Genomic DNA, 21,619 nt, shown 5'->3' with positions numbered 1-21,619 from the left:
CTAGCTCCAGCGGCTAGAACAGTCGGTTGTTTCACTCCTTCATTCGAGGCAAAAAGCGCCTCGTAATCAGGAGTTCCAACACCCTCCTGTTCTGAACGAGCCGCTTCCGCTTTTAGTGATATCCAGCTCCAGCGGCTAGAATGTTCGGTGGCTTCGCTTTTTCCTGCGAGGCAAAGAGCGCCTCTACGTCAAAAGCTCCATCCCCCTCACATTCTGAACGAGCCGCTTCCGCTTTTAGTGATATCCAGCTCCAGCGGCTAGAACAGTCGGTTGTTTCACTCCTTCATTCGAGGCAAAAAGCGCCTCGTAATCAGGAGTTCCAACACCCTCCTGTTCTGAACGAGCCGCTTCCGCTTTTAGTGATATCCAGCTCCAGCGGCTAGAATGTTCGGTGGCTTCGCTTTTTCCTGCGAGGCAAAGAGCGCCTCTACGTCAAAAGCTCCATCCCCCTCACATTCTGAACGAGCCGCTTCCGCTTTTAAATATATTATTGATTCAAGAACGCACGTAGCATCCAAGCGTGTTTTTCTAGCTCTGTGTAGATGCCTAGTAGTAGGTCAGATGTCATTTCGTCGTCAGAGTCTTGAGCGATTTCCATGCCTTTTTTCAGTTCGACTAGCATCATTTCATAGTCTTTCATGATTGCTTCGACCATCCCTTCTGCAGTTTCTCCGTATGCTGCTTCTTGAATAGAAGATATTTCTAGGTATTCTTTCATTGTTGCTACTGGTCTGCCGCCAATTGCTAAAATACGTTCTGCAATTTCATCGATGTGAGTAGCTGATTCTGTGTAAAGTTCTTCAAATTTCTCGTGTAATGTGAAGAATTGAGGTCCTTTTACGTACCAATGGAAGTTGTGTAGTTTTGTGAATAAAACGCTCCAGTCTGCTACTTGTTTGTTTAATACTTCGATTACTTGTTTGTTCATTATGATCAATCTCCTTTTGAGTTGTTATGTGATATCAATTACTAATTTATAATTATTATAATCTAGTAATCTGTATAAATCAAGCCTTTTGCTGGAATTTATTTGAACAAATTATGAACTGTTGTAAATAAAAAATCCCTATTACGGTGAAGTAATAGGGATTTTGTTTGAGATACGGCTCTTGTTCTGAGCAAGCCGCTTCCGCTTTTAGTTATTATCCAGCTCCAGCGGCTAGAATGTTCGGTGGCTTCGCTTTTTCCTGCGAGGCAAAGAGCGCCTCTACGTCAAAAGCTCCATCCCCCTCACATTCTGAGCAAGCCGCTTCCGCTTTTAATTGTTATACAGCTTGTTTACGCTCTTCTACATCCTGTCCATCCCAACACTCTGTATTTTGTAAGCCAGGGATAGAACTTGCAACAAAGACAGGGTCTTTGCCTTGTTTCTTTTGTTTCAAATAGTCTACTAATGCAGCGTAGGCGAATTTGCTAAGGAATGAGATGGCAATTAAGTTTGTGAATACCATTAGTCCCATGAATAAATCAGCTAAGCTCCAAACAGTTTGAAGGGCAGCGATTGATCCGAAGAATACCATTCCGACAACTGCAACGCGATAGATCATTAACCATGTTTTGCTTTCTTTAATGAATGCGATATTTGTTTCACCATAATAGTAGTTTCCTAGTAAGGAACTGAAAGCGAATAGGAAAATAATAATCGCTAAGAAAGTGCTTGCCCACGATCCGATTTGTGAACTTAGTGCCTGTTGTGTTAATTCAATTCCTTGTAAGTTTGATCCTTTGTAAAGTCCAGAGCACAATACGATAAATGCTGTTGATGTACATACTAAGAATGTATCTACGAATACACCTAATGCTTGAACGAGTCCTTGTTTTGCAGGGTGAGATACATCTGATGTTGCCGCTGCGTTAGGAGAGCTACCCATACCTGCTTCTGTTGCGAATAGACCGCGCTGAATTCCGAACTTGATTGCTGCACCGATACCACCAGCGATGGCTTGTTCTAAACCGAATGCGCCATTAAATATTTCCATAAAAATGCTTGGTAACATATTAAAGTTTTTAATAACGACAAAAACAGCCACACCAATATAAACGATTGCCATTGGAGGAACAATCATTTCTGTAATACGTGAAATGCTTTTAATACCGCCAAAAATAATAACCGCAACTAATACGGCTAATAGAGCTCCTACTATCGTTCGCTCTAGTCCAAATGCGTTTTCAAACGCAATTGTTACTGTATTTGCTTGCACCGAATTGAAAATTAATCCGTACGTAACTGTAATAAGGAGGGAGAACCAAACACCCATCCAGCGCTTGTTTAATCCTTTTTCCATGTAATATGCTGGGCCACCACGGAACCTGCTTCCATCTTTTACTTTATACATTTGCGCAAGTGTACATTCTACAAAACTAGTAGCTGCTCCAATAATTGCGATAAACCACATCCAAAATATTGCGCCAGGTCCGCCCATAGAAATTGCTAAAGCAACACCAGCTAAGTTTCCGATACCGATGCGTGCTGCTGCACTTAAGCAAAATGCTTGGAACGGGGAGATGCTATCTTTTTTCTTTTCTTTTCGATTAAACCCTTTACTAATTAAACTGACCATCTCACCGAAATGAGTAATTTGGACAAATTTTAATTTAAAAGAGAAATAAAGACCGAAGCCGATTAGCATTGCAATAAGAATATATGACCATAAAATATTATTCGTTACCTCAAGGAATCTGCTAAAGATATCAACCATATAATACACTTCCTTTTTTTTCGTAATAAGAAAATTATATGCAAAAAATATACCGGAATCAATTTTTCTAAAAAATTATGTTACTTAAAAGTATTATATGTTATGATTAAGTTACATAATAATTATTTTTAGAATTATTCACATTTTAAAAAACAAAATTTCAAGTGAGAAAGAAGGGATAAAGTGAAAGAAGAGTCTCTGTTGAAAGTAAGTCTTGAAAGTTTGAAAATGAGGAGTAATTTATTTTTTACTTTACATCTTCAAGTATTTGTTTAGGAGCCACCTATTATTACGATAAAAGATTTCCAAGTGACAGATATGCCGAAGGGCTAGAATTTCTATAATGGATTGGATGAACAAAAGACAGAAAAACAGAAAATTCTAACGAAAAACTATTGAGGAGGAGTTAAGCATGAATATTAGAGAAAGTGAACTTCCGGGTATTGGTTATAAGTTTCAAGTTGTTACGAAAGGTAATGAAAAAATGGTGATTGTGATTCATGATGATGGACGTAGAGAAATGTATCATTTTGATTCAGACCATGAAGAGAGTATTTCAAGTATTTCACTACGTGACTCAGAGGCAAGACAAATTGCAGCAATATTAGGCGGGATGGTATATAAGCCTCGGGCATTAGAAACGGTTGAGATGGTCTTTGAAGGTTTAGCAATTGAGTGGTTCAAAGTGGAGAATGCAGCTCCAGCAATCGGAAAAACAATTGGAGATCTTGAAATAAGAAAAACATATAGCGTAACGATCATAGCTGTTATGAAGAAGAACATGAAAAAGCTATTTAATCCAGGACCAGAAACAGTAATTGAAGAAGGAGATATGCTTGTAGTTTCGGGTGAGAGAGAAGAAATTAAAAAAATAATTAACGAATTGCTTTCGAATAGGGGGACTGACTAGATGGATACGTTAATTTTTGAAGTTGGTACAGCTTTAGTTTTAGTAGCAATTGCGGCAGTAATTGCCGGAAAGTTTAAATTCTCAGTAATTCCTTTTTTAATTGTTCTTGGTATGTTAGTGGGGCCACACGCTCCGGTACTAGGTGTGATCGATCTCAGGTTTATAGAGAGTGAAAGTGTAATTTCCTTCCTCGGACGGATTGGCGTTTTGTTTCTTCTTTTTTACCTAGGATTAGAATTTTCGATGAAAAAACTAATTAAATCGGGGCGTTCTATTGCGATTGGCGGAACGATTTATATTTTAATTAATTTTTCACTTGGATTATTATACGGATTTATAATGGGATTCCCTTTGCTAGAAATCTTAATTATTGCGGGTATTATTACGATTTCTTCTAGTGCTATCGTTGCAAAAGTATTAGTGGATTTAAGAAGAACTGGTAATAATGAAACCGAGTTAATTTTAGGAATTATTATGTTTGAAGATATATTCCTTGCTGTATATTTATCAGTCGTTTCTGGCTTAGTACTTGGGGATCACGCTTCTTTCTTAGGTGCCATTACTTCAATTGGAATTGCTTTAGGATATATGCTTCTATTCTTTATTGTGGCTAGAAAAGCTACGCCGTTATTAAATAAATTGCTCAATATTAGTTCGGATGAAATCTTTATTATCGTAGTATTTGCTTCCTTATTCTTCATTGCTGGTTTTTCAGAAACTATTCACGTTGCAGAAGCAATCGGAGCACTTCTTTTAGGGTTAGTTTTCTCTGAGACAGAGCATAGTGATCGAATTGAACATCTTGTTGTTCCATTTAGAGATTTCTTCGGAGCAATTTTCTTCTTCAGTTTCGGATTAAGTATCGATCCGTTTTCATTAGGCGGGGCGATATGGTTAACGTTAGGTGCTGTCCTTCTTACGATAATCGGTAACTTTGTAGCAGGGATGATTGCAGGGCGACAAGCTGGATTATCTCATAAGGCGTCAACAAATATTGGATTAACAATCGTTTCAAGAGGAGAATTCTCCATTATTATGGCCAATATCGGTATTGCCGGTGGTTTAATGTCAGTCTTGAAACCATTCTCAGCATTATACGTGCTTATATTATCGATCTTAGGACCTCTTCTTACGAAAGAGTCAAAGAATGTATATAAATTTTTAAATAAAATCTTTAAGTGGGATATGAAGACTAGATAAATTTTTAACAATTGGTGTGGGCTAATAATCAGCGGGGGATGAATAAAACCCACTGATGAAAGTTTCCCTTTATATAGAGCATTATCGTAAAGGAATCTATAGTTAAATAGATTCCTTTTTTGTGAGAAATTAATAATTGGTTGTTATTTGTTAGAGAAGGATATGTTTAATATTTTACATATTGTGGCATACATATAGGAAAAGGGAGTTTGGAAAGGGGATTATAGAAAAATGGAACTCCAGTTTCAAAATGTATATCAACAGGCAGAGAATTGGTATGTGTTGGATTCGGAGCTTCCTTGGGATGTCAAAAAGTTAAGAGAGGATTTGTTTTCTCTTATTGAAGCATGTAAAACGCCAGTTATTTTTTGTGATACGTGTGATGCAAACGATGTACTTCTATCATTAGGGGAAGAAGAAGAAGAGTTTCTATTTCAAGTAGGTGGCTTTTATCATAAAGAAAAACAGTTAATTTTCGTTTGTATGTGGGAAGAGTATGAACAAGTACTCAAAACGTTACTGCATGAATTCAGGCATGCGATGCAGCATGAGAGAGATGTATTACAAGTGGAAAATGAACGGTATGAAGAGCGATGGATTGAGAAAGATGCGAGGGCATTCGCGGAGAGGAAATTAGATGAATATAAAAATAGAAAGTTGATGTAAAGCATAGTGGAGAAGTAGCGCTGTGCTTTCTTTGTTGCTTACTAAAAATAAGTGTTTGACTTTTATAAAGTTTAGTTCTAAACTAACGATATGAAACGAGCGAGGTGATGAAATGAAAACAGAAGATAGACTAGGGCTACTGTTATGGTTTCGTTTATCACGTTTTTATAACAAGAGTATTCGTGAGACGAATCAGCATTTGAAAGAATGGAATGTATCTGCCGCTCAATTTGATGTGTTAGCTCAAATTGGAGGACACGATCGTTTAACGCAACAAGAGCTTGGAAATAAGCTATTTGTTACGAAAGGAAATGTCACGCAGCTTTTAAATAAAATGGAGCAGCTGGAGTGGATTCATCGTGAACAAGAAGGTACTACGAAATATATTTCGCTAACAGAAAAGGGACGAGCTTTATATGGAGAAATCGTGTCGCCTCAAGAAACGTTCCAAGCGGAGCAGTTTCAAAATTTAAATAAAGAAGAACAACATCAATTATTACAATTACTAAAAAAATTACAGTGAGAAAAATATTAAAAAAAATCTCGATTTCGAGATAACATGAGGTGAAGGATATGTTTAGAAAAGTTGATCATAAAAATATGGGTAGAGCAAATCACGGTTGGTTAAATACACATTTTCATTTTTCCTTTGCTAATTACTATAATCCAAATAACATGAATTTTGGAGCGTTACGTGTTATTAATGATGATTTAGTAGCAACGCAAACTGGTTTTGATATGCATCCACACCGCGATATGGAGATTATTTCGTACGTTGTAGATGGTGCTTTAACACATGAGGATAGCATGGGAAACCGCGGAACAATTGAACGCGGACATGTTCAATATATGAGTGCTGGTACAGGTGTATTCCATAGTGAACATAATTTAGGAAATGAAACACTACGTTTATTACAAATTTGGATTCTACCAGATCGTGCGGATCATAAACCAAACTATGGTGAGTTTAAATTTGATTGGAGCAAGCGTGAAAATGAATGGTTTCACATGGTATCGCCATTAGAAGGAGATGCACCAATTCAAATTCACCAAGATGCGAATGTATACTCTTTATCATTAGAGGCTGGAAAAGAAATTCATTTTCCTGTGAAAGAAGGCCGTCAATTGTATGTTGTGCAAATTGAAGGAAGTAGTGTAATAAATGGTGAAGCACTTGTTATGCGTGATGCGGCAGAAGCGATTGAAGAAGATATTCATATTGAAGCGAAAGAGCAATCACACTATTTAGCAATTGAATTGAAAAAACAATAACACGTTTATGGAAAAGAGGCTCCCGATAGGGAAGCCTCTTTTTTGATTGGAATTGTCAGAAAACACTTTCTCAAATTTCAGGGAGAGGTATTAACTGGAAAAACGAGAATTGTATAAAAGTGTCAAAAATCTTTATGGGAATGGGGAATGTTATAGTGAAAAAGCAAGTCATTTCATCAGCATTAGCGTTAACTGTTATCGCCGGGGGATTTGGAACATTTGGAGCAACGACAACGAAAGCAGAAGAACAAAAAATTCAATATCATCAAGAGTTTAAAACACCTGCATACATAGGTGAAGAATGGAAAGCACCGGAAGGCCTAGATAAAAAAGAAACGGTCTTTCAATATTTAGAAAGTAAAAAAGATATGTTTAAACTAGCAGGAAACATTGATAAACATTTCAATGTTGTTGGGGAAGAGAAGGATGCTGAATCTGGCACGACACATGTGAAGTTAGTTGAGAAACATAATAATATTCCTGTGTATGGTTCAGACCAAACTGTTACGCTAGATAAAGAGAATAATGTAAAGGCATTCTTCGGACAAGTTATTCCGAATTTAGAGGATAAAAATATTCCTACCTTTGCAAGTATTAGTGCGGAGCAAGCAGAAACAATTGCAAAGGCAGATATAGAGAAAGAGATTGGTCAAGTAAAGAATTATGATGGTGTGAAAAAAGATTTATTTGTGTATGAAAAAGATGGAAATTACTATCTTGCTTACTTAGTTAAGGCATCGATTTCAAAACCAGCTCCAGGCTATTGGCACTACTTTGTAGATGCAACAAATGGAAATGTGATTGAGAAATATAACGCTGTAGATAACATTACAGGATTTGGCTATGGAGTATTAGGCGCTAGACAATCATTTGAAATTGCTCAAGATGAGAAGACAGGAGCATTCAACTTATTTGATGGGAAACGAGGACAAGGTGTCCATACATTTGATGCAGAGAATATGGATGAAAACTGGTTTAATTTATTCTCACAATGGCTTGGATATACAGGAGAAGAAGTTGAAAGTAAATCTAAGTTCTTCGAAGATAAAGCGGCAGTTGATGCGCATGTGAATGCAGGAAAAGTATATGATTACTACAAAAAGACATTTAACCGTAACTCTTTCGATGATAAAGGTGCGAAACTTATTTCTACTGTTCACGTAGGGGAATCTTGGAATAACGCAGCTTGGAATGGTATACAAATGATGTATGGTGATGGAGATGGAAAGACTTTCATTCCGTTATCTGCTGGACTTGATGTTATCGGTCACGAATTAACACATGCTGTAACTGAACATACAGCAAATCTTGTTTATAAAAATGAATCAGGTGCGTTAAATGAATCGTTATCTGATATTATGGGTGTTATGGTTGAGAAGAAGAGCTGGGATTTAGGTGCAGACATTTATACACCTGGCAAACCTGGTGATGCACTTCGTTCTCTGAAAGATCCAGCATCTATTCCAAACCCATTAAAACCAAGTGAAGGCTACCCAGATCATTACAATAAACGCTATACTGGAACAGCTGATAATGGCGGCGTTCATATTAACAGTAGTATTAACAATAAAGCTGCGTATTTAGTATCAGAGGGCGGCACACATTACAATGTGAAAGTAACTGGGGTGGGTCGTGAAGCAACAGAGAAAATTTACTACCGTGCTCTTACTAAATATTTAACTGCAAACTCTGATTTCAAAATGATGCGCCAGGCAGCAATTCAGTCAGCAGAAGATTTATATGGTAAAAACTCTAAAGCTGTACAAGCTGTAACGAAAGCTTATGATGCTGTAGGCGTAAAATAATAAGAGAAAAAGACCTGACTTATGCCGTCAGGTCTTTTCTTTATCCGGCAAACGCCCGATTGGTGAAGGCTAATAATCAGTGGGGGATGAACACCCCTGACTGATTAAAGTTTCACTTTATTTAGTCACGAATACCTAATGCGATTTTCGCCATACGTGACATGCGTTCTTTAGACCACGGTGGATTCCAAACGACATTTACTTCTATTTCATTTACTTCAGGTACATTCGTTGCTAATACTTTTTTAACGTCTGCTATGATTTGACCAGCCATTGGACAACCGATGGAAGTCATTGTCATCGTAATGACAGCATTATTATTTTCATCTGCGGTAACATCATAAACTAATCCAAGATTGATGATATCAACCCCTAGTTCAGGGTCAATAACAGCCTCTAAGTTTGCAAATAATTTATTTTCAAATGCCTCTTGTGACATAAGGAGTACCTCCTATATATTAATGATATCGATTCTCATTATAACGGAATTGTGTATAATGTGCAGGAAATGAGCTCAAAAATATCTCTTTTGGAGGAGGGATATTTTTTTGAACAGCTATTCGGTTTTAAAATGAGATACGAGTTGGTCTAATTCGACTTTATCATGTTGTAGTAAATAACCTCTTAAAGCAGAAAGCTGTACTTGATAAGCGTCCCCGCGCTCTTTTAATTCAGTTGCAAGAGGTGAAATTTCTTGTTGTAATGCTTCAGCTTTATGTGACTGATCGATGGCGAAGTATAAAATGAAAGTTAAGACGATGCCGAATAAAGCACAAATCGTTCCCATCATGAACATAAGTTTTTTTCTAATACTGAAAAAATTCATGTGATAAAAAAATCCTCCTTTTTAAAATCTTAGTATTATAATTAATAGATGTAAAATCAAAAGAAAGCTTTACTCCAGTTGGAATAAAGCTTTCTTCTTTCCTTTAGGCATTATAGCAGACAGAATTAGAGAGAGAAAGATATATTTTAACGCATTATCCGAAAAAGGTCTCTTTCCTCAAGCGGGTGAAAGGTGACAGATTGATAGGGGGAATTGTTCTTGAAATGTATATATTTGTATATTTGGAGATTGATAAATAAATATTAAAAATGCTATTGTAATTTGAAATAACATCATGTATACTTCTAATTAGTTGATAATGATTATCGGTATCAACTAAAGACATTACTCTTCGTTATGTTGGTCATACCCCTTTTTGACGACGTAAGTCAGAGACAAAATGTTGAAATATCTTGTGTCCTATTCTACAGAATTATGGTAATCTCCAACCTCAACTTATATGCGTAAGCATGCAAAAAGGATCCTATCCGTGAAGGGATCCTTTTTTGCATGCTGTCGCAATTAATGTATATAGACCGGGCACGCGTTCTTCAATTCCTTCGGGTGCAGTAGAAGGGAATACCCACTTTTGATGAGACCCGTGTTCTTCAACTAGTTTTTCAATTTTAAAATGTTCTTCCGCAAGTGTTGTAATAATTTCTCCTAGCGTCCAGCGACGGATGGTTGTTTTCGGTAACGATTCTTTCTGCGCTTCTGTAAGAAGGATGCTGTAAGCAACATCATCTTCAATTAATTCTTCATCGAAATAATTTCCATTGGCCCGAAATGATGGGTGGTCTACTCCTAGCAGTTTTGTATACATTGGATGATAATCGCGAAGGATAAGTGTTCCATTTCTTTTTAGTAAAGTAGCAATTTTTTGAAAGAGCGGTTTTAAATCTAGAAAGTAATGAAGTACACCAAGTTCTAGTAATACGATATCAAATGATTCGGAGAGCTGCGCATTTAATATATCAGAAACGACATACTGGATAGAGATACCTGCAGCTTCTGCGAGCTCATTTGCATATTTTGCATTACTTGCTGAAATATCAACAACCGTTACGTCAGCTCCTAAGAGAGCGAGAGCAACGGCTTTATTGCCTTTTGACCCGAGTAAATTAATAATACGTTTTCCTTTTGGAGATTGTATGTAAGGTAAATAGTGATCTACTTCGCGCACGGGATCTTCCATGAGCTTTTTAGCATAATCAGCTGGTGCACCGTGGCGATTTGTCCAAGCTTCATAAGCAGCTGCATTCCAGCTCTTTTCATTTATAGCGCTTAGTTGTTTTTGATTCAATAGTATCACTCCTTTCGTGAACGTATAGGTATTCGGTGGGTGGAGGGAATTTCCTGTTTTTTTGAAATATAATTTGATTTTTCTGTTATTTAGTCGTAAAATACGTGTTATACGTAAAAGCGTTGAAAAGGAAAAGTAGGATGAAAACATTCTTTCCAGAGAGCTTCGGTAGCTGAGAAGAAGCAAGAATATTCATTTGAACAATGGCCTTTGAGCTGCGTCCTGAACTTATCACATGATAATAGTAGGCGGCGACGAGAGTTGGTACTCGTTATCAAAACCACAGTATAAGAGCATAGAGCTCCGTACTTGTTAAGGCTAATTATGTGAGTGATTGGCGAAATAAGGTGGTACCGCGACTGTTTATACAGCCCCGCCCTTATCTTTTTTAAGATAGGGGTGGGGCTTTTTATATTGTAAAGGAGGAGTGTAAGATGAGTACTTTTATTGGAGGCGCTTGGCCGTATGCAAATGGTTCGTTACACCTTGGACATATTGCTAGTTTGTTACCTGGAGATATTTTAGCACGTTATTATAGGGCAAAAGGCGAGAATGTGTTGTATGTTTCAGGAAGTGATTGTAATGGAACACCAATTGCAATTCGGGCAAAACAAGAAGGTGTAACGGCGAAAGAAATTGCTGATAAGTATCATGAAGAATTCCAGCGATGTTTTCAGAATCTCGGTTTTACGTATGATTGTTATACACGTACAGATAGCGAGCACCATCATGAAACAGTTCAAAAAGTTTTTTTACGTTTATTAGAGGAAGGCCATATTCATAAAAAAACAGTGGAACAAGCATATTGCGAAACGTGTACGCAGTTTTTACCAGATCGTTACGTAGAAGGAATTTGTCCTCATTGTCATGAAGCAGCAAGAGGAGATCAATGTGATGCTTGTTCAGCCATTTTAGATCCACTCGATTTGTTAGAAAAGAAATGTAAGTTATGTGGTAGTACGCCATCTGTACAGGAAACAGAGCATTTCTATTTCGCATTGCATACATTTCAGGAGCAAATTAAAGGAGCTGTAGAAATCGCAAAACAAAACGGAACATGGCGTGACAATGCCATTCAGCTAACAGAAAGATATGTAAAGGAAGGGTTACAAGATAGAGCCGTGTCACGAGATTTACCAATCGGGGTTCCAATTCCAGTAGAAGGATATGAAGGTAAGAAAGTTTACGTATGGATTGAAGCAGTGACAGGTTATTATTCAGCGAGTAAACATTGGGCTGAAGAAACAGGAAAAGATGATCGAGAGTTTTGGGATAGAGATGCAAAAACATATTATGTACATGGGAAGGATAATATTCCATTTCACTCCATCATTTGGCCAGCGGTATTACTCGGAATAGGTGAGGAAGCAATCCCGCACCATATCGTTTCGAATGAATATTTAACAGTAGAAAAAAGAAAGTTATCGACAAGTAAAAACTGGGCAGTATGGATACCTGACATATTGGAACGATACGATCCAGATTCTATTCGTTACTTTTTGACAGTCAATGCACCAGAAAATCGTGACACTGACTTTTCATGGCGCGAATTCATTTACAGCCATAATAGTGAATTGTTAGGGGCGTATGGAAACTTCGTGAACCGGACATTAAAGTTTGTTGAAAAATATTATGGTGGCATTGTGCCGAAGGGAACTATCAATGTAGAGCTGAAAGATAAAGTAGAAGGATTATATAAAAATGTAGGAGAGGCGATTGAGCAAACAAAATTCAAGGTGGCGTTAGAGACAATATTTGAGGCAGTACGTTTTGCAAATAAATACTTTGATGAGAGGCAGCCTTGGAAACAAAGGGAAGATGATCCAGCTTCATGTGAAGAAACCATTTATAATTGTGTTTATCTTATCGCTAATTTTGCAAATCTCCTTGAGCCATTTTTACCATTTTCAAGTGAAAGAGTTCGAAACACATTGTCGATTGTAAAACGAAATTGGGAACCTCAACATACGTTGCCGGATAGAATTGATAGCGTGCAGCCATTATTTGAACGAATCGATGTAAAACAAATTGAGCGTGAGGTAGAGAAGCTGCATGGAGCGGTAAAGTGAAATGTAGAAAAAGACCTTTCAAATAAATGAAAGGTCTTTTGTCATGCGCTATGCACACTACTATGTTTCTTTCTTTTTTTAGCTGTAAGCAGCTGAGGAGTGAAAATCCCAATCAATATAAAAATAATCCCAATCCACTGCATGAACGTTACGACTTCATGTACAAGTGTAATAGAAGCGATAATGGCCGTTGGTAATTCAGCTGCTCCTAATATTGTGCCAAGCCCTGTTCCAACTTTCGGTACACCGATGGAAAAACAAATGACAGGTACAACAACACCGAACAATCCAAGGAAGAACGCATATTTCCATAGACCAGCTTGTAGGGCACCATCTGTTAAAAAGGTTGGCGGGAAGAATAGGCATACGATCAGAGTAGCGCTTGTTGTCATAAGAAAGCTTTTCGTATAAGGCGGAACATCTGTAGCGACGCGCCCACTTGCAAAAACATAGAATGAAAAAGAGACAGCGGCTAATAGTCCAAAGATAATCCCTTTTGTAGAAAAATTTTGTTCGAGGCCGTCAAAGATACCACCTGCAAACAATGTACCAGTAAATAAAATAATGATAGATATAACTTTCTCACGGCTTGGAAATGTTCGATTTGCAATTGCTTCGATAACTACACCAATCCAAGTGAACTGGAAGAGTAGGACGACAGCGATAGATGCTGGTAGTTCTTCTACAGAAATAGCATAGAAAATCCCAGTCATACTCATCGTTGTTCCGACTGTTAGTAAGGAAAAGAATTGCTTTTTTGTTACTGTATGACGTGAAAAGAAAAGAACGAGTAAAAGTAGTCCAATCCATCCGAAGACATATTGTCCTCCTAATAGTTGCTGTGCTGAAAAGCCATCAATGAATCCAAGTTTGAAAATAGTTGAAAGTACGCCGTAGCTACAAGCGCCGAATAAAACGAGTAATGAATACTTAAACTTCTCCATAAAAATCCTCCTTATAAATAATAAAAAACGCCCGCTATCCAAAAAGGATAACGGGCGAACGAAACAGAGTAAGACACTCTACAAAATTCCGCCATTCATACGAAGTATGAATTTGGGGTATGAAATTAGAGTTGGTTTTTACATTGCTTTTGGGAATACGATGGAGCATTTTACACCTTGAGGTGTGTTTTGTATTCCATAAGGAAACTGATGTTTATCTAATATTTGTTTTACAATATATAACCCAAGACCACTACCTTGTACTAATCCATGTTTGCAAGGGTTTGCGCGATAGAATGGCTCAAATAAATGAGCAAGTTTATCCTCATCGATTTGTGAACCTGTATTTAATACTTCTAATGCGTAACCGTTTGGCTTTTCATAAAGCTTTATATATACATGCTGATGATCAATTGTATAATGAATTGCATTTGAAATAATGTTAAAAATAGCAGTTTGAATAAATTTAGGGTCAGCTAAAATTTGTACATCTTGTTTAATATTAGATTGAACATGTAATTGTTTTACAGATACAAAATAATCTACTTTCTTCATAACATCCTCAATAATAGTAGTTAATGAAATAACTTCTAAATTCGGTTTAAATTGAGGGTTTTGTATTTTGGATAATTCTGACATTTTTTCCGTTAATACGTTAATATCTTGCATCATTTCGTAGGAGCGTTTTAAATACTTATCTCTATCTTTATAAGCTCCGATTCCGTGAATCATGCCATCTAGTTGTCCCATAACGGCTGCGATTGGTGTTTTTAATTCATGGGATACCATAGACATAAATTCTTTACGAGATTGTTCTAATTGTTGTTCCTTTTTGAGCTCATTTCTTAAATCTTGATTACTTTCATGTAAATTCTTCACAATATTTGGTACTTGTGAAGCAGCGACTTGTAAATTAAAATCTGTTTGATCTGTATGTTGGTTCAGTGCCTTTTTATCTGAGAAATCAAGATTCATAATATCTTTTAACGCATCGCTCATATATTGAAAAGGTTTGGCAATTAGTTTTGCATAAATTAAAGATCCGAGCAGAGATAATGCAAGCATTGTCGCGCCAATACGCGGAGCTAATTGCTGCAGTGCATCTGCTAATTTTGGATTATCATTTGTATCATTTGTTTTACTTGCTGCCGTTTGTTTATGTAAGGCATCATTGTTAGCGACTTTCTTTTCCGCTTCTGTAAGTGGCACATTAGCGCTATTTTCCCCCGAAATACTTTGTGCATGTTCTTTTGCTTTTACAGTTTGGCTAGGCTGCAAAAGGTGATTGATAGCTCTAGAGAGTGTTTTATAGTCTATAATAGAAGATTGAAAATTAAACATGTTACTCTCTGAAACAGCTGTATTTTGATTCGTTTTACTTTGTTCGTTTTGTTTGTCTGAATCCGCATGTTCTGTAGTCTGCGTTCCATTTGCAAAATGTTCTTTATCATAGTTTGAAGCTAGAAAATAAATAATTTGATAAAGACAAAATGATAAAAGAATACAAAATAATAAGGTTTTGATGAAAATATTTTTGGTGATGTTGTTTTTGCTACGATTCGATTTTGTAGCCAATGCCTTTCACCGTTTTAATATAAGGAATTCCTAATTTTTTTCGTAAGTTTTTAATATGTGTATCGATAACTCTTACATCACCATAATGTTCATAGCCCCATACCTTATTCAACAAATCACTTCTTGATAATACTTTTCCTCGGTTTTGCAGTAAAGTATATATAATTTCAAACTCTTTTGTAGTCAATTCAATTTGATTACCATGAACGTAAGCGGCGTATGCTGTAGAATTTAACATCAATTCATGGAAGTGCAGTATAGTTGCAGTTTCTGCTTCCTTCGTTGCTGCCCTTCTTAATACAGCTTCTACACGCTTAATAAATACGGTGTAATGGAAAGGTTTTGTAATATAGTCATCAATACCTAATTCAAATCCTTTAATTTCACTTTCCTCATTATGTAGACCTGTTAACATAATAATTGGTACATCAGATTGTCCTCGCATAATTTTACAAATACTATAGCCATCTATATCTGGTAACATCACATCAAGGAGGACAAGATCGTATGAATTTTTTTGGAAAAGAAGTATACCTTCTGTTCCAGCGCCAACAACATCAACGGTAAAGTTTTGTGCCATTAGAAATTCACGAATCAGTTCTTGTATATCTGGGTTATCTTCAATCACCAGTATATGCGTCATAGTAACACCTCCTAAATAACGCTTTTTACTGCAATATTCAAATTCATCATTTTTCGAGTGACTCAGATTGTTTATACATATAATAAGCCCCCGCTATAAAAGAGTCATAAAAGTAGCAAGGGGGGATTGTTTATCTTAACTGAATATCTTGGAATTACAGTAATTCCATTATAGTATGTATTGTAAAATTTATAAAATATTATAACTGTATAATTTTAATATCCATGTTTATAAATGTTTCAATATTGTTTAACACAATCTATTCCCATTATATATGCAAGTATAGTCGTTTTGCTACTGTAAATGAAGAAATAAAATAAGCCAAGATATTAAAAATCTTGGCTACACGTAAATCTTGTTCTTAAGTTATTTTACAGTGACAGTAGCTTGCTCCGGAATACGCTCAAATAACCAGCGTACATCATTGTTATACATGCGTATACAGCCAAGTGTTGTCGCCTTTCCAATTGCTTGATTATTGTTCGTTCCATGAATCGCATAAGTAGTTCCGTAAGTACCTGCCATATTTAATCCAAGCCAACGATCACCAAGTGGGTTACGTGGATCTCCACCTTTAATCTTTCCTGTATAGTAGGGACGATTCTTAATTTTATTTACGATCTTAAAAGTGCCTTTTGGAGTTGGCGTTGCAGCTTTTCCAGTCGCAACAGTAAAGCTTTTTACAAACTTTCCATTTTGATAAAAATCCATTTTCTTTGCGTTTGTGTCCACAATAAGTTGATCGTTCGTTGATGATGCCTCAGCAGAAATATGTGGGACTGATAAAAAAACTACTGATAATAAAACGCTTAATAATAATTTTTTCATTATATTCTCCTTTTATTATTGTAGTAGTATTACATACAATGAATTTGTAATCCTCGTAATGCTTGATTTACATTTTCATTTAATGTTTCAAAGAAAGTAGTAATCTTTGCATTGTTTTTGTTGTTTTTATCAATTAATAATCTTTCATTTAGTAAAAGCTCACCATGTAGTCCAAAACTTTGAACTTGAATATGTAGTTCATCTTCAGTTTCAGAAATGATCGGTAAGAAATAATGAAACGCTTTCGTTGGAATGATGTAGCTTTTGCCAACCATGCTCTCTTGATTTGAATTAATCCATTTTCTCGTGGCAATCTTAATATTCTTTTTTGAAACGACAAAAGACAGCGTTGTAGATTTTGTTAAACTTACGTCAAACTCATTTGTTTCACATATGTGTAAATTAAAAACGGTTTCATTTTGATGAGATTCAACATTTGTTTTAATAAAATCGTGCATTTTATAAGCTTCCATTTCTTATTCACCCTTTTTTCAATTTCGAAAAGCGACTTATATTTATTCAATTTCATGTTTAGTCATATATTAGTTAAATTTTTCAACAAATTCCGATATAATCTTACAATACGTATATGAAGCTAATATGAAGTTAGTATGAGTTTGTGATGGTTTTTTATTGAGAACAAAACAAAGGTAATTTAAGTGTTGAAAAATGTATATTTTTAGGCGGATTGGCTGTTATCTCTCCTTGAAAAAAATTTATATCATTCAAGAAAAAAGGGCGAATTGTAGTTTAATCCTTACAAAAATGTAATAAAAATGTAAGCTATTGTGATAGTTATTTCGACAATTTTTTTATACAATAATAGTAAGAAGTTGCACGTGATTGGAAGGAGAGATGACATGGAATGGGTTCATGAATTATTTCAGCAGTACGGGTACTATGTTGTACTTGTAGGCTTGCTGTTAGAATATATTGCACTTCCGTTTCCGGGAGAGCCAACATTAGCATATGCGGGATTTTTAGCACAGAAGGGCGATTTGAGTTTACCAATTTTAATTATTCTATCCTTTATTGGGACAAGTGTAGGAATGACGATTCAATACTTTTTAGGGAATAAATTAGGTATGCCCTTTGTTCAAAAGTATGGGAAATACGTATTTTTAACACAAAGAAAAATCGACTTAACAAGAATGTGGTTTGATAAGTATGGGTACTTCCTTATCTTTATTGGTTTCTTCATTCCTGGTGTACGCCATTTTACAGGATACTTTGCAGGAATCATTAATTTACCATTCCGTCGTTTTGCAATTACAATTTACTCAGGTGCTCTATTTTGGGTATCATTCTTCTTAATCGGTGGTTACTGGTTAGGTGGAAACTTACATGATATCTTTGGGGTTTTACAAGATCATATCGGTAAAATTATTTTTGGGGTTATTGTGATTGTAGCGATTACGCTAGGTGTTCGTTTCCGCAAACAGTTAAAACGAGTATTCTTACAAAACGCAAGTTAATATGGAATCCATTCTATGTCAGAATTTAGGAAGGCAGTGCTTTTGGGCACTGCCTTTTTTATTTTCCAATTTGTTTTTATCTTTCCTTCGATACCGTAACCAATCACTACTATATAATATGTTCCCGTTTTACTAGGTGAAAGTTCGTACGTATCGTCACTTCGTTCGGAAAGGGGTTCATATTTATTAAATTCACTAGAAAAGTAAGTCCCATAACCTTGGTAGGCGCTATTTTCAGTGACAAGGAAGTTTACGTTAACCTCAATTGTTTCTCCTTTTTTTACATGAATGGGTATTTTATGCGCACCGTTAAAATATGAGAAATTCGCCTCGAATGTATTTTTTGTACTATGCTCAACCCATTGTTCTTTTTGAGTAAAATCAATAGAGCATAGCGCAATGAATAGAAGAGGAATGATAATAGCGGTTGTATATCGAAACCATTTGTATTTATTTGCTATACAGGTACATAAATAAAAGAAAAGTGAACAGATTGCCCCCACAGATCCCATTATGAAAGTTACGATTACATCTCCCCCATTGTATATATGGAATGGGAGGAAGAATAAATAACCACATAAAATATAAAATGAAATTTTTCTTGGGGTGCTATTATGTTTTGAATTTAATTTATCAATTACAAATGAGCATAAGATCGCGTAGAAGAAAAGAAGGTAAAGCCAAAAATTATATAAAAATCCAATTAAGTATCCGGATGTTTTAAAGAAGTTCATATCATTTCTAATAAAGAAAAATAATAAAAAAGCAAAAAAGAGCGAACAGGCCGCTGAAAATTTAATAAGAGCATAAGAAAAAATCCTTTTTTTATCCATGAGACACCTCAATTATGTAGTTCTTAAAAAATATTATATATGTTATATCTAGCATAATATATATAATATTTTTTGACATATATTCACGTCAAAATGACAATTATAATTGATAAAAATAAGGATATTATTTACAATTTTAATTAAATACATAAAAAAGAGATAAGGTATGAAGCTTCAAAATCGGGTAAGAGAATTGCGAGCAAAGCATCGTTTATCACAAGGGGATTTAGGGAAAGTGATTGGCTCATCGCAGCAAACAATTAGCAAAGTAAAGTTGTTAGATGGGAATAACTTCCTTATGGTCATTATGACTTCATTTGTTTTGGTTTTACACGTTGTAACATATATGTACGAAATAGATAGGAAAATGATTTATTAAGGAGAGAGAAAAGTGGATATTTTAAAAAGGCCAGCTGGTTCAGTGACAGCGGCGCTAGTTCTGTCCATTTTATACGGAGTAATCCGAACCGAGAAATTAGAAACGATGTTGAACATATGGGCAGTAGTTGGAATTTTATTGTTAGTGATAGCTATTCATGAGTTAGGACATGTCATATTCGGTTTAATAGGCGGTTTACAATTTAGATTTATGACAGTAGGGCCTATTACTGTTCAAAAAGAGAAGGGGAAAGTACGCATTCGAGAAAATAAATTATGGGCTTATTTTGGTGGCGTCGCAATGTTAGTACCGCCTTCTACAGTGACACCGAATCTTTCAAAAAAATGGGCATGGATGACTTTAGGTGGACCGATTGTGAGTTTACTATTCGGTATTACTTCAGGTTACATATACATGGTAAGTTATTATCAATATCTTTTATATTTTTCCGTTTTCCATTTGGTGATTTTCGCGGTTACAATCGTGCCGATAAAAGGAACGCTTATGAGCGATGGTATGCAATTTCTTATTTTAATTAAAGATGATGAAAAGGCTAGAGAGCATTTATATACGATTCAAGTATCGAGTGAGTTATTTAATTATAAAAGGCCGAAAGATTGGGATGAGAGATTAGTAAAACTTAGCGAAGATAAACTAAAAGAGAATAAAAGTATAAGAGAGACAATGAGCGGACTTATGCTTGTCTTTTATGCCAGAGCGGATCAAGAGGGAATGGAAAGAGCGATACCGTATGTAGAACAAATTGTTCAACTACCTGTGACGAAAGAAAATAAGTTTTTCGTTAGTAGTTTTCATAGTTGGTATCTTTTATATAAAGTTCTTTATCAGGTGGAAAGCCTTTCTTTGCAAGAAGCAAAAAAATATGCGAAGGCCGTTACAAAAATGGATCTAAACGGATATTATCGCACACAAGGAATTGTTAAATATTTAGAGGGCGATATGGAAGCTTCTTGTATTTATATGAAGAAAGCTGGTACAGAGTTGAAGAATGCTGAGAGGAGTGAAATGGGATATTTACAATTAGAGAGAGAATGGTTTGAGCGGCTAAAGGAGAGGGTATCTTACGATGGGTGAGGTATCCTCTTTTTTGTATGTCATCTTATGCCGTTCCATAAAAAGTCTGAGGCGAGTAAAATAAGATAAGAAGAGCAAAGCTTGGAGGAATTCTAGATGGAAATTTTAACGATTATTTTGATAGCCTTGCTTATTTATGCTGTTTTTAAAGTAGCGTATGTAGCATTAAAAATACTCGCGATCCTATTAATTATCTTTTTAATCGTAGAGTTCGGCAGTAAATTGCTTGGGGGATAGGGTATATTGTGCGTTTTGAGTGTCGAAAAATGTCGGTAGGTCGATAAGTTGTGTCGAATCGCCGATATAATGAAAAAATCGCTGATATAAGTGGAGAAACATTCGATATATTTGAAAAATCGTTGATATATTTCAGTGAATACTGGATGGGGTATGTGGAAAAGAAGTTGCCGTGGGGGTAGCTTCTTTTTATTGTGGTGACGGGCATAGAGGATGAACAGGTTGCCGAAAAATGTCGGTAGGTCGATAAGTTGTGTCGAATCGCCGATATAATGAAAAAATCGCTGATATAAGTGGAGAAACATTCGATATATTTGGAGAATCGCTGATATATTTTGGTAAATACCAACTAGGGTATGCAAATCAATCAAAAAAAGCTGGAAGAATATCTTCCAGCTTACGAGTTACTTTCAATTTGTCGACCGCTATCTTCTTCAGTAGTTTGTAATAGGTTGAATATGTCTGCTAAGCAGAATGCAATGAACCAAGTCCATAGACCGTGGAAGAAAGCTGAGCTTAATTGAAGTGGTACTGTATAGTCTGTCATTGAGTAGGAAATACATCCTCCAACGATTCCGATCATTGTTAATAACATTGTTTTTTGTGCATTTTCTTCTGGATTGAAGAGGAAGTAAATGTATCCGCCTAAAATTGAAGCGCTTACAAGTGTTTCGATTCCATTAAAAATGATATTCTCTCCAAGCTGAGTGTTTGTCCAGAAGCAGATTGTTCCGCCGATAATAGCAAACAGGACAGCTATTGTATATCGTATATATTGATTCATATGTTCATCTCCCTGTGTAATAAGATGATTTGGAAGTCAAAAAGGTAGGTATAGTCAATTGAAGTGAATTGTTAAA

20 protein-coding genes, 3 pseudogenes and 1 other annotated feature are annotated in these 21,619 nt (G+C 35.8%); of the genes and pseudogenes, 12 read left to right on the top strand and 11 right to left on the bottom strand.

Annotated elements, in window-relative coordinates; translation table 11 throughout:
• Nucleotides 1–487 precede the first annotated feature (487 nt).
• Together ACQKNI_RS13360 and ACQKNI_RS13355 are read right to left on the bottom strand one after the other, a co-directional pair.
• Nucleotides 488–928 carry a Dps family protein gene (locus tag ACQKNI_RS13360; protein ID WP_088232074.1) on the bottom strand — a complete coding sequence of 147 codons (441 nt, stop codon included), beginning with the start codon at nucleotides 926–928 and terminating at the stop codon, nucleotides 488–490.
• A 337-nt stretch (nucleotides 929–1,265) separates the two neighbouring features.
• The gene (locus ACQKNI_RS13355) at nucleotides 1,266–2,699 is read right to left on the bottom strand and encodes an alanine/glycine:cation symporter family protein (RefSeq protein ID WP_427282426.1); all 1,434 of its coding nucleotides are present in this window, start codon (nucleotides 2,697–2,699) and stop codon (nucleotides 1,266–1,268) included.
• A gap of 412 nt (nucleotides 2,700–3,111) precedes the next feature.
• Between ACQKNI_RS13355 and ACQKNI_RS13350 the strand changes: the two genes are divergently transcribed.
• The 6 genes from ACQKNI_RS13350 to nprB all read left to right on the top strand — a co-directional run bounded on the left by ACQKNI_RS13350 (nucleotide 3,112) and on the right by nprB (nucleotide 8,552).
• Entirely contained in the window at nucleotides 3,112–3,609 is a 498-nt protein-coding gene (locus tag ACQKNI_RS13350) for a cation:proton antiporter regulatory subunit (protein WP_088232076.1), read from the top strand.
• Nucleotides 3,610–4,809, top strand: coding sequence for a cation:proton antiporter (locus ACQKNI_RS13345; RefSeq protein ID WP_088232077.1), 1,200 nt, complete (start codon nucleotides 3,610–3,612; stop codon nucleotides 4,807–4,809). It abuts the gene before it with no gap.
• Nucleotides 4,810–5,040: 231 nt separating this feature from the next.
• Entirely contained in the window at nucleotides 5,041–5,475 is a 435-nt protein-coding gene (locus ACQKNI_RS13340) for a DUF3920 family protein (protein WP_088232078.1), read from the top strand.
• A gap of 112 nt (nucleotides 5,476–5,587) precedes the next feature.
• Nucleotides 5,588–5,998: a MarR family winged helix-turn-helix transcriptional regulator gene (locus ACQKNI_RS13335; protein ID WP_098253505.1), complete on the top strand. Its 411-nt coding sequence runs from the start codon at nucleotides 5,588–5,590 to the stop codon at nucleotides 5,996–5,998.
• 50 nt (nucleotides 5,999–6,048) lie between these two features.
• On the top strand, nucleotides 6,049–6,747 hold the full coding sequence (locus ACQKNI_RS13330; protein ID WP_098253506.1) for a pirin family protein: 699 nt from the start codon (nucleotides 6,049–6,051) through the stop codon (nucleotides 6,745–6,747).
• A gap of 155 nt (nucleotides 6,748–6,902) precedes the next feature.
• Entirely contained in the window at nucleotides 6,903–8,552 is a 1,650-nt protein-coding gene (gene nprB / locus ACQKNI_RS13325; protein WP_140417444.1) for a neutral protease NprB, read from the top strand.
• A gap of 121 nt (nucleotides 8,553–8,673) precedes the next feature.
• Here nprB and ACQKNI_RS13320 read toward each other — a convergent pair whose 3' ends face one another.
• From ACQKNI_RS13320 to ACQKNI_RS13310, 3 genes and pseudogenes are all read right to left on the bottom strand, one after another.
• Nucleotides 8,674–8,991: a metal-sulfur cluster assembly factor gene (locus tag ACQKNI_RS13320; RefSeq protein ID WP_144559751.1), complete on the bottom strand. Its 318-nt coding sequence runs from the start codon at nucleotides 8,989–8,991 to the stop codon at nucleotides 8,674–8,676.
• 144 nt (nucleotides 8,992–9,135) lie between these two features.
• Nucleotides 9,136–9,378 (bottom strand): annotated as a pseudogene (locus ACQKNI_RS13315) (CHASE3 domain-containing protein); the annotation flags it as partial.
• A 484-nt stretch (nucleotides 9,379–9,862) separates the two neighbouring features.
• Nucleotides 9,863–10,681 (bottom strand): class I SAM-dependent methyltransferase, encoded by an 819-nt coding sequence (locus tag ACQKNI_RS13310; protein ID WP_088232082.1) that lies wholly within the window; start codon nucleotides 10,679–10,681, stop codon nucleotides 9,863–9,865.
• A gap of 113 nt (nucleotides 10,682–10,794) precedes the next feature.
• Nucleotides 10,795–11,065: a binding site (T-box leader), on the top strand.
• Nucleotides 11,066–11,115: 50 nt separating this feature from the next.
• Here ACQKNI_RS13310 and metG point away from each other — a divergent pair.
• Nucleotides 11,116–12,750: a methionine--tRNA ligase gene (gene metG / locus ACQKNI_RS13305; RefSeq protein WP_088232083.1), complete on the top strand. Its 1,635-nt coding sequence runs from the start codon at nucleotides 11,116–11,118 to the stop codon at nucleotides 12,748–12,750.
• 41 nt (nucleotides 12,751–12,791) lie between these two features.
• Here metG and ACQKNI_RS13300 read toward each other — a convergent pair whose 3' ends face one another.
• The 5 genes from ACQKNI_RS13300 to ACQKNI_RS13280 form a co-directional block, all read right to left on the bottom strand.
• A complete protein-coding gene (locus ACQKNI_RS13300) occupies nucleotides 12,792–13,694 on the bottom strand; it encodes an EamA family transporter (protein ID WP_098253508.1) in 903 nt (300 codons plus the stop codon).
• A 138-nt stretch (nucleotides 13,695–13,832) separates the two neighbouring features.
• The gene (locus tag ACQKNI_RS13295) at nucleotides 13,833–15,269 is read right to left on the bottom strand and encodes a sensor histidine kinase (RefSeq protein ID WP_098357395.1); all 1,437 of its coding nucleotides are present in this window, start codon (nucleotides 15,267–15,269) and stop codon (nucleotides 13,833–13,835) included.
• Complete coding sequence (locus ACQKNI_RS13290; RefSeq protein ID WP_000148837.1) at nucleotides 15,247–15,912, bottom strand: response regulator transcription factor; 666 nt, start codon at nucleotides 15,910–15,912, stop codon at nucleotides 15,247–15,249. The genes ACQKNI_RS13295 and ACQKNI_RS13290 overlap by 23 nt, the downstream gene beginning before the upstream one ends.
• A gap of 366 nt (nucleotides 15,913–16,278) precedes the next feature.
• On the bottom strand, nucleotides 16,279–16,740 hold the full coding sequence (locus ACQKNI_RS13285) for a L,D-transpeptidase (protein ID WP_088232086.1): 462 nt from the start codon (nucleotides 16,738–16,740) through the stop codon (nucleotides 16,279–16,281).
• A 29-nt stretch (nucleotides 16,741–16,769) separates the two neighbouring features.
• Nucleotides 16,770–17,213 carry a DUF3978 family protein gene (locus ACQKNI_RS13280; RefSeq protein ID WP_088232087.1) on the bottom strand — a complete coding sequence of 148 codons (444 nt, stop codon included), beginning with the start codon at nucleotides 17,211–17,213 and terminating at the stop codon, nucleotides 16,770–16,772.
• Between the two features lie 387 nt (nucleotides 17,214–17,600).
• Here ACQKNI_RS13280 and ACQKNI_RS13275 point away from each other — a divergent pair, with 387 nt between their 5' ends.
• The 5 genes and pseudogenes from ACQKNI_RS13275 to ACQKNI_RS13255 all read left to right on the top strand — a co-directional run bounded on the left by ACQKNI_RS13275 (nucleotide 17,601) and on the right by ACQKNI_RS13255 (nucleotide 20,759).
• Nucleotides 17,601–18,215: a DedA family protein gene (locus ACQKNI_RS13275; protein WP_088232088.1), complete on the top strand. Its 615-nt coding sequence runs from the start codon at nucleotides 17,601–17,603 to the stop codon at nucleotides 18,213–18,215.
• Between the two features lie 999 nt (nucleotides 18,216–19,214).
• Nucleotides 19,215–19,322 (top strand): annotated as a pseudogene (locus tag ACQKNI_RS13270) (helix-turn-helix transcriptional regulator); the annotation flags it as partial.
• Nucleotides 19,323–19,427 (top strand): annotated as a pseudogene (locus ACQKNI_RS13265) (DUF3169 family protein); the annotation flags it as partial.
• A gap of 12 nt (nucleotides 19,428–19,439) precedes the next feature.
• The gene (locus ACQKNI_RS13260) at nucleotides 19,440–20,522 is read left to right on the top strand and encodes a M50 family metallopeptidase (protein WP_088232091.1); all 1,083 of its coding nucleotides are present in this window, start codon (nucleotides 19,440–19,442) and stop codon (nucleotides 20,520–20,522) included.
• Nucleotides 20,523–20,618: 96 nt separating this feature from the next.
• Nucleotides 20,619–20,759 (top strand): DUF3985 family protein, encoded by a 141-nt coding sequence (locus tag ACQKNI_RS13255; protein ID WP_000404781.1) that lies wholly within the window; start codon nucleotides 20,619–20,621, stop codon nucleotides 20,757–20,759.
• Nucleotides 20,760–21,156: 397 nt separating this feature from the next.
• Here ACQKNI_RS13255 and ACQKNI_RS13250 read toward each other — a convergent pair whose 3' ends face one another.
• On the bottom strand, nucleotides 21,157–21,543 hold the full coding sequence (locus ACQKNI_RS13250; RefSeq protein WP_088232093.1) for a DUF3938 domain-containing protein: 387 nt from the start codon (nucleotides 21,541–21,543) through the stop codon (nucleotides 21,157–21,159).
• Nucleotides 21,544–21,619: the final 76 nt, after the last annotated feature.

Origin of the sequence: Bacillus sp. NPDC094064, assembly GCF_050279585.1 — a bacterium.
In the GTDB taxonomy this organism is placed as follows: domain Bacteria; phylum Bacillota; class Bacilli; order Bacillales; family Bacillaceae_G; genus Bacillus_A.
Note: the sequence above shows the minus strand (reverse complement) of the source record. Positions and strands in the feature narration are given on the sequence as shown.

Excerpts from the sequence above, each read along its gene's own strand:
- ACQKNI_RS13300 (WP_098253508.1), bottom strand. The coding sequence starts at position 13,694 with ATGGAGAAGTTTAAGTATTCATTACTCGTTTTATTCGGCGCTTGTAGC.
- ACQKNI_RS13335 (WP_098253505.1), top strand. The coding sequence starts at position 5,588 with ATGAAAACAGAAGATAGACTAGGGCTACTGTTATGGTTTCGTTTATCA.
- ACQKNI_RS13275 (WP_088232088.1), top strand. The coding sequence starts at position 17,601 with ATGGAATGGGTTCATGAATTATTTCAGCAGTACGGGTACTATGTTGTA.
- ACQKNI_RS13255 (WP_000404781.1), top strand. The coding sequence starts at position 20,619 with ATGGAAATTTTAACGATTATTTTGATAGCCTTGCTTATTTATGCTGTT.
- ACQKNI_RS13345 (WP_088232077.1), top strand. The coding sequence starts at position 3,610 with ATGGATACGTTAATTTTTGAAGTTGGTACAGCTTTAGTTTTAGTAGCA.
- ACQKNI_RS13355 (WP_427282426.1), bottom strand. The coding sequence starts at position 2,699 with ATGGTTGATATCTTTAGCAGATTCCTTGAGGTAACGAATAATATTTTA.
- ACQKNI_RS13320 (WP_144559751.1), bottom strand. The coding sequence starts at position 8,991 with ATGTCACAAGAGGCATTTGAAAATAAATTATTTGCAAACTTAGAGGCT.
- ACQKNI_RS13360 (WP_088232074.1), bottom strand. The coding sequence starts at position 928 with ATGAACAAACAAGTAATCGAAGTATTAAACAAACAAGTAGCAGACTGG.
- ACQKNI_RS13340 (WP_088232078.1), top strand. The coding sequence starts at position 5,041 with ATGGAACTCCAGTTTCAAAATGTATATCAACAGGCAGAGAATTGGTAT.
- ACQKNI_RS13330 (WP_098253506.1), top strand. The coding sequence starts at position 6,049 with ATGTTTAGAAAAGTTGATCATAAAAATATGGGTAGAGCAAATCACGGT.
- metG (WP_088232083.1), top strand. The coding sequence starts at position 11,116 with ATGAGTACTTTTATTGGAGGCGCTTGGCCGTATGCAAATGGTTCGTTA.
- ACQKNI_RS13290 (WP_000148837.1), bottom strand. The coding sequence starts at position 15,912 with ATGACGCATATACTGGTGATTGAAGATAACCCAGATATACAAGAACTG.
- ACQKNI_RS13280 (WP_088232087.1), bottom strand. The coding sequence starts at position 17,213 with ATGGAAGCTTATAAAATGCACGATTTTATTAAAACAAATGTTGAATCT.
- ACQKNI_RS13285 (WP_088232086.1), bottom strand. The coding sequence starts at position 16,740 with ATGAAAAAATTATTATTAAGCGTTTTATTATCAGTAGTTTTTTTATCA.
- ACQKNI_RS13250 (WP_088232093.1), bottom strand. The coding sequence starts at position 21,543 with ATGAATCAATATATACGATATACAATAGCTGTCCTGTTTGCTATTATC.
- ACQKNI_RS13350 (WP_088232076.1), top strand. The coding sequence starts at position 3,112 with ATGAATATTAGAGAAAGTGAACTTCCGGGTATTGGTTATAAGTTTCAA.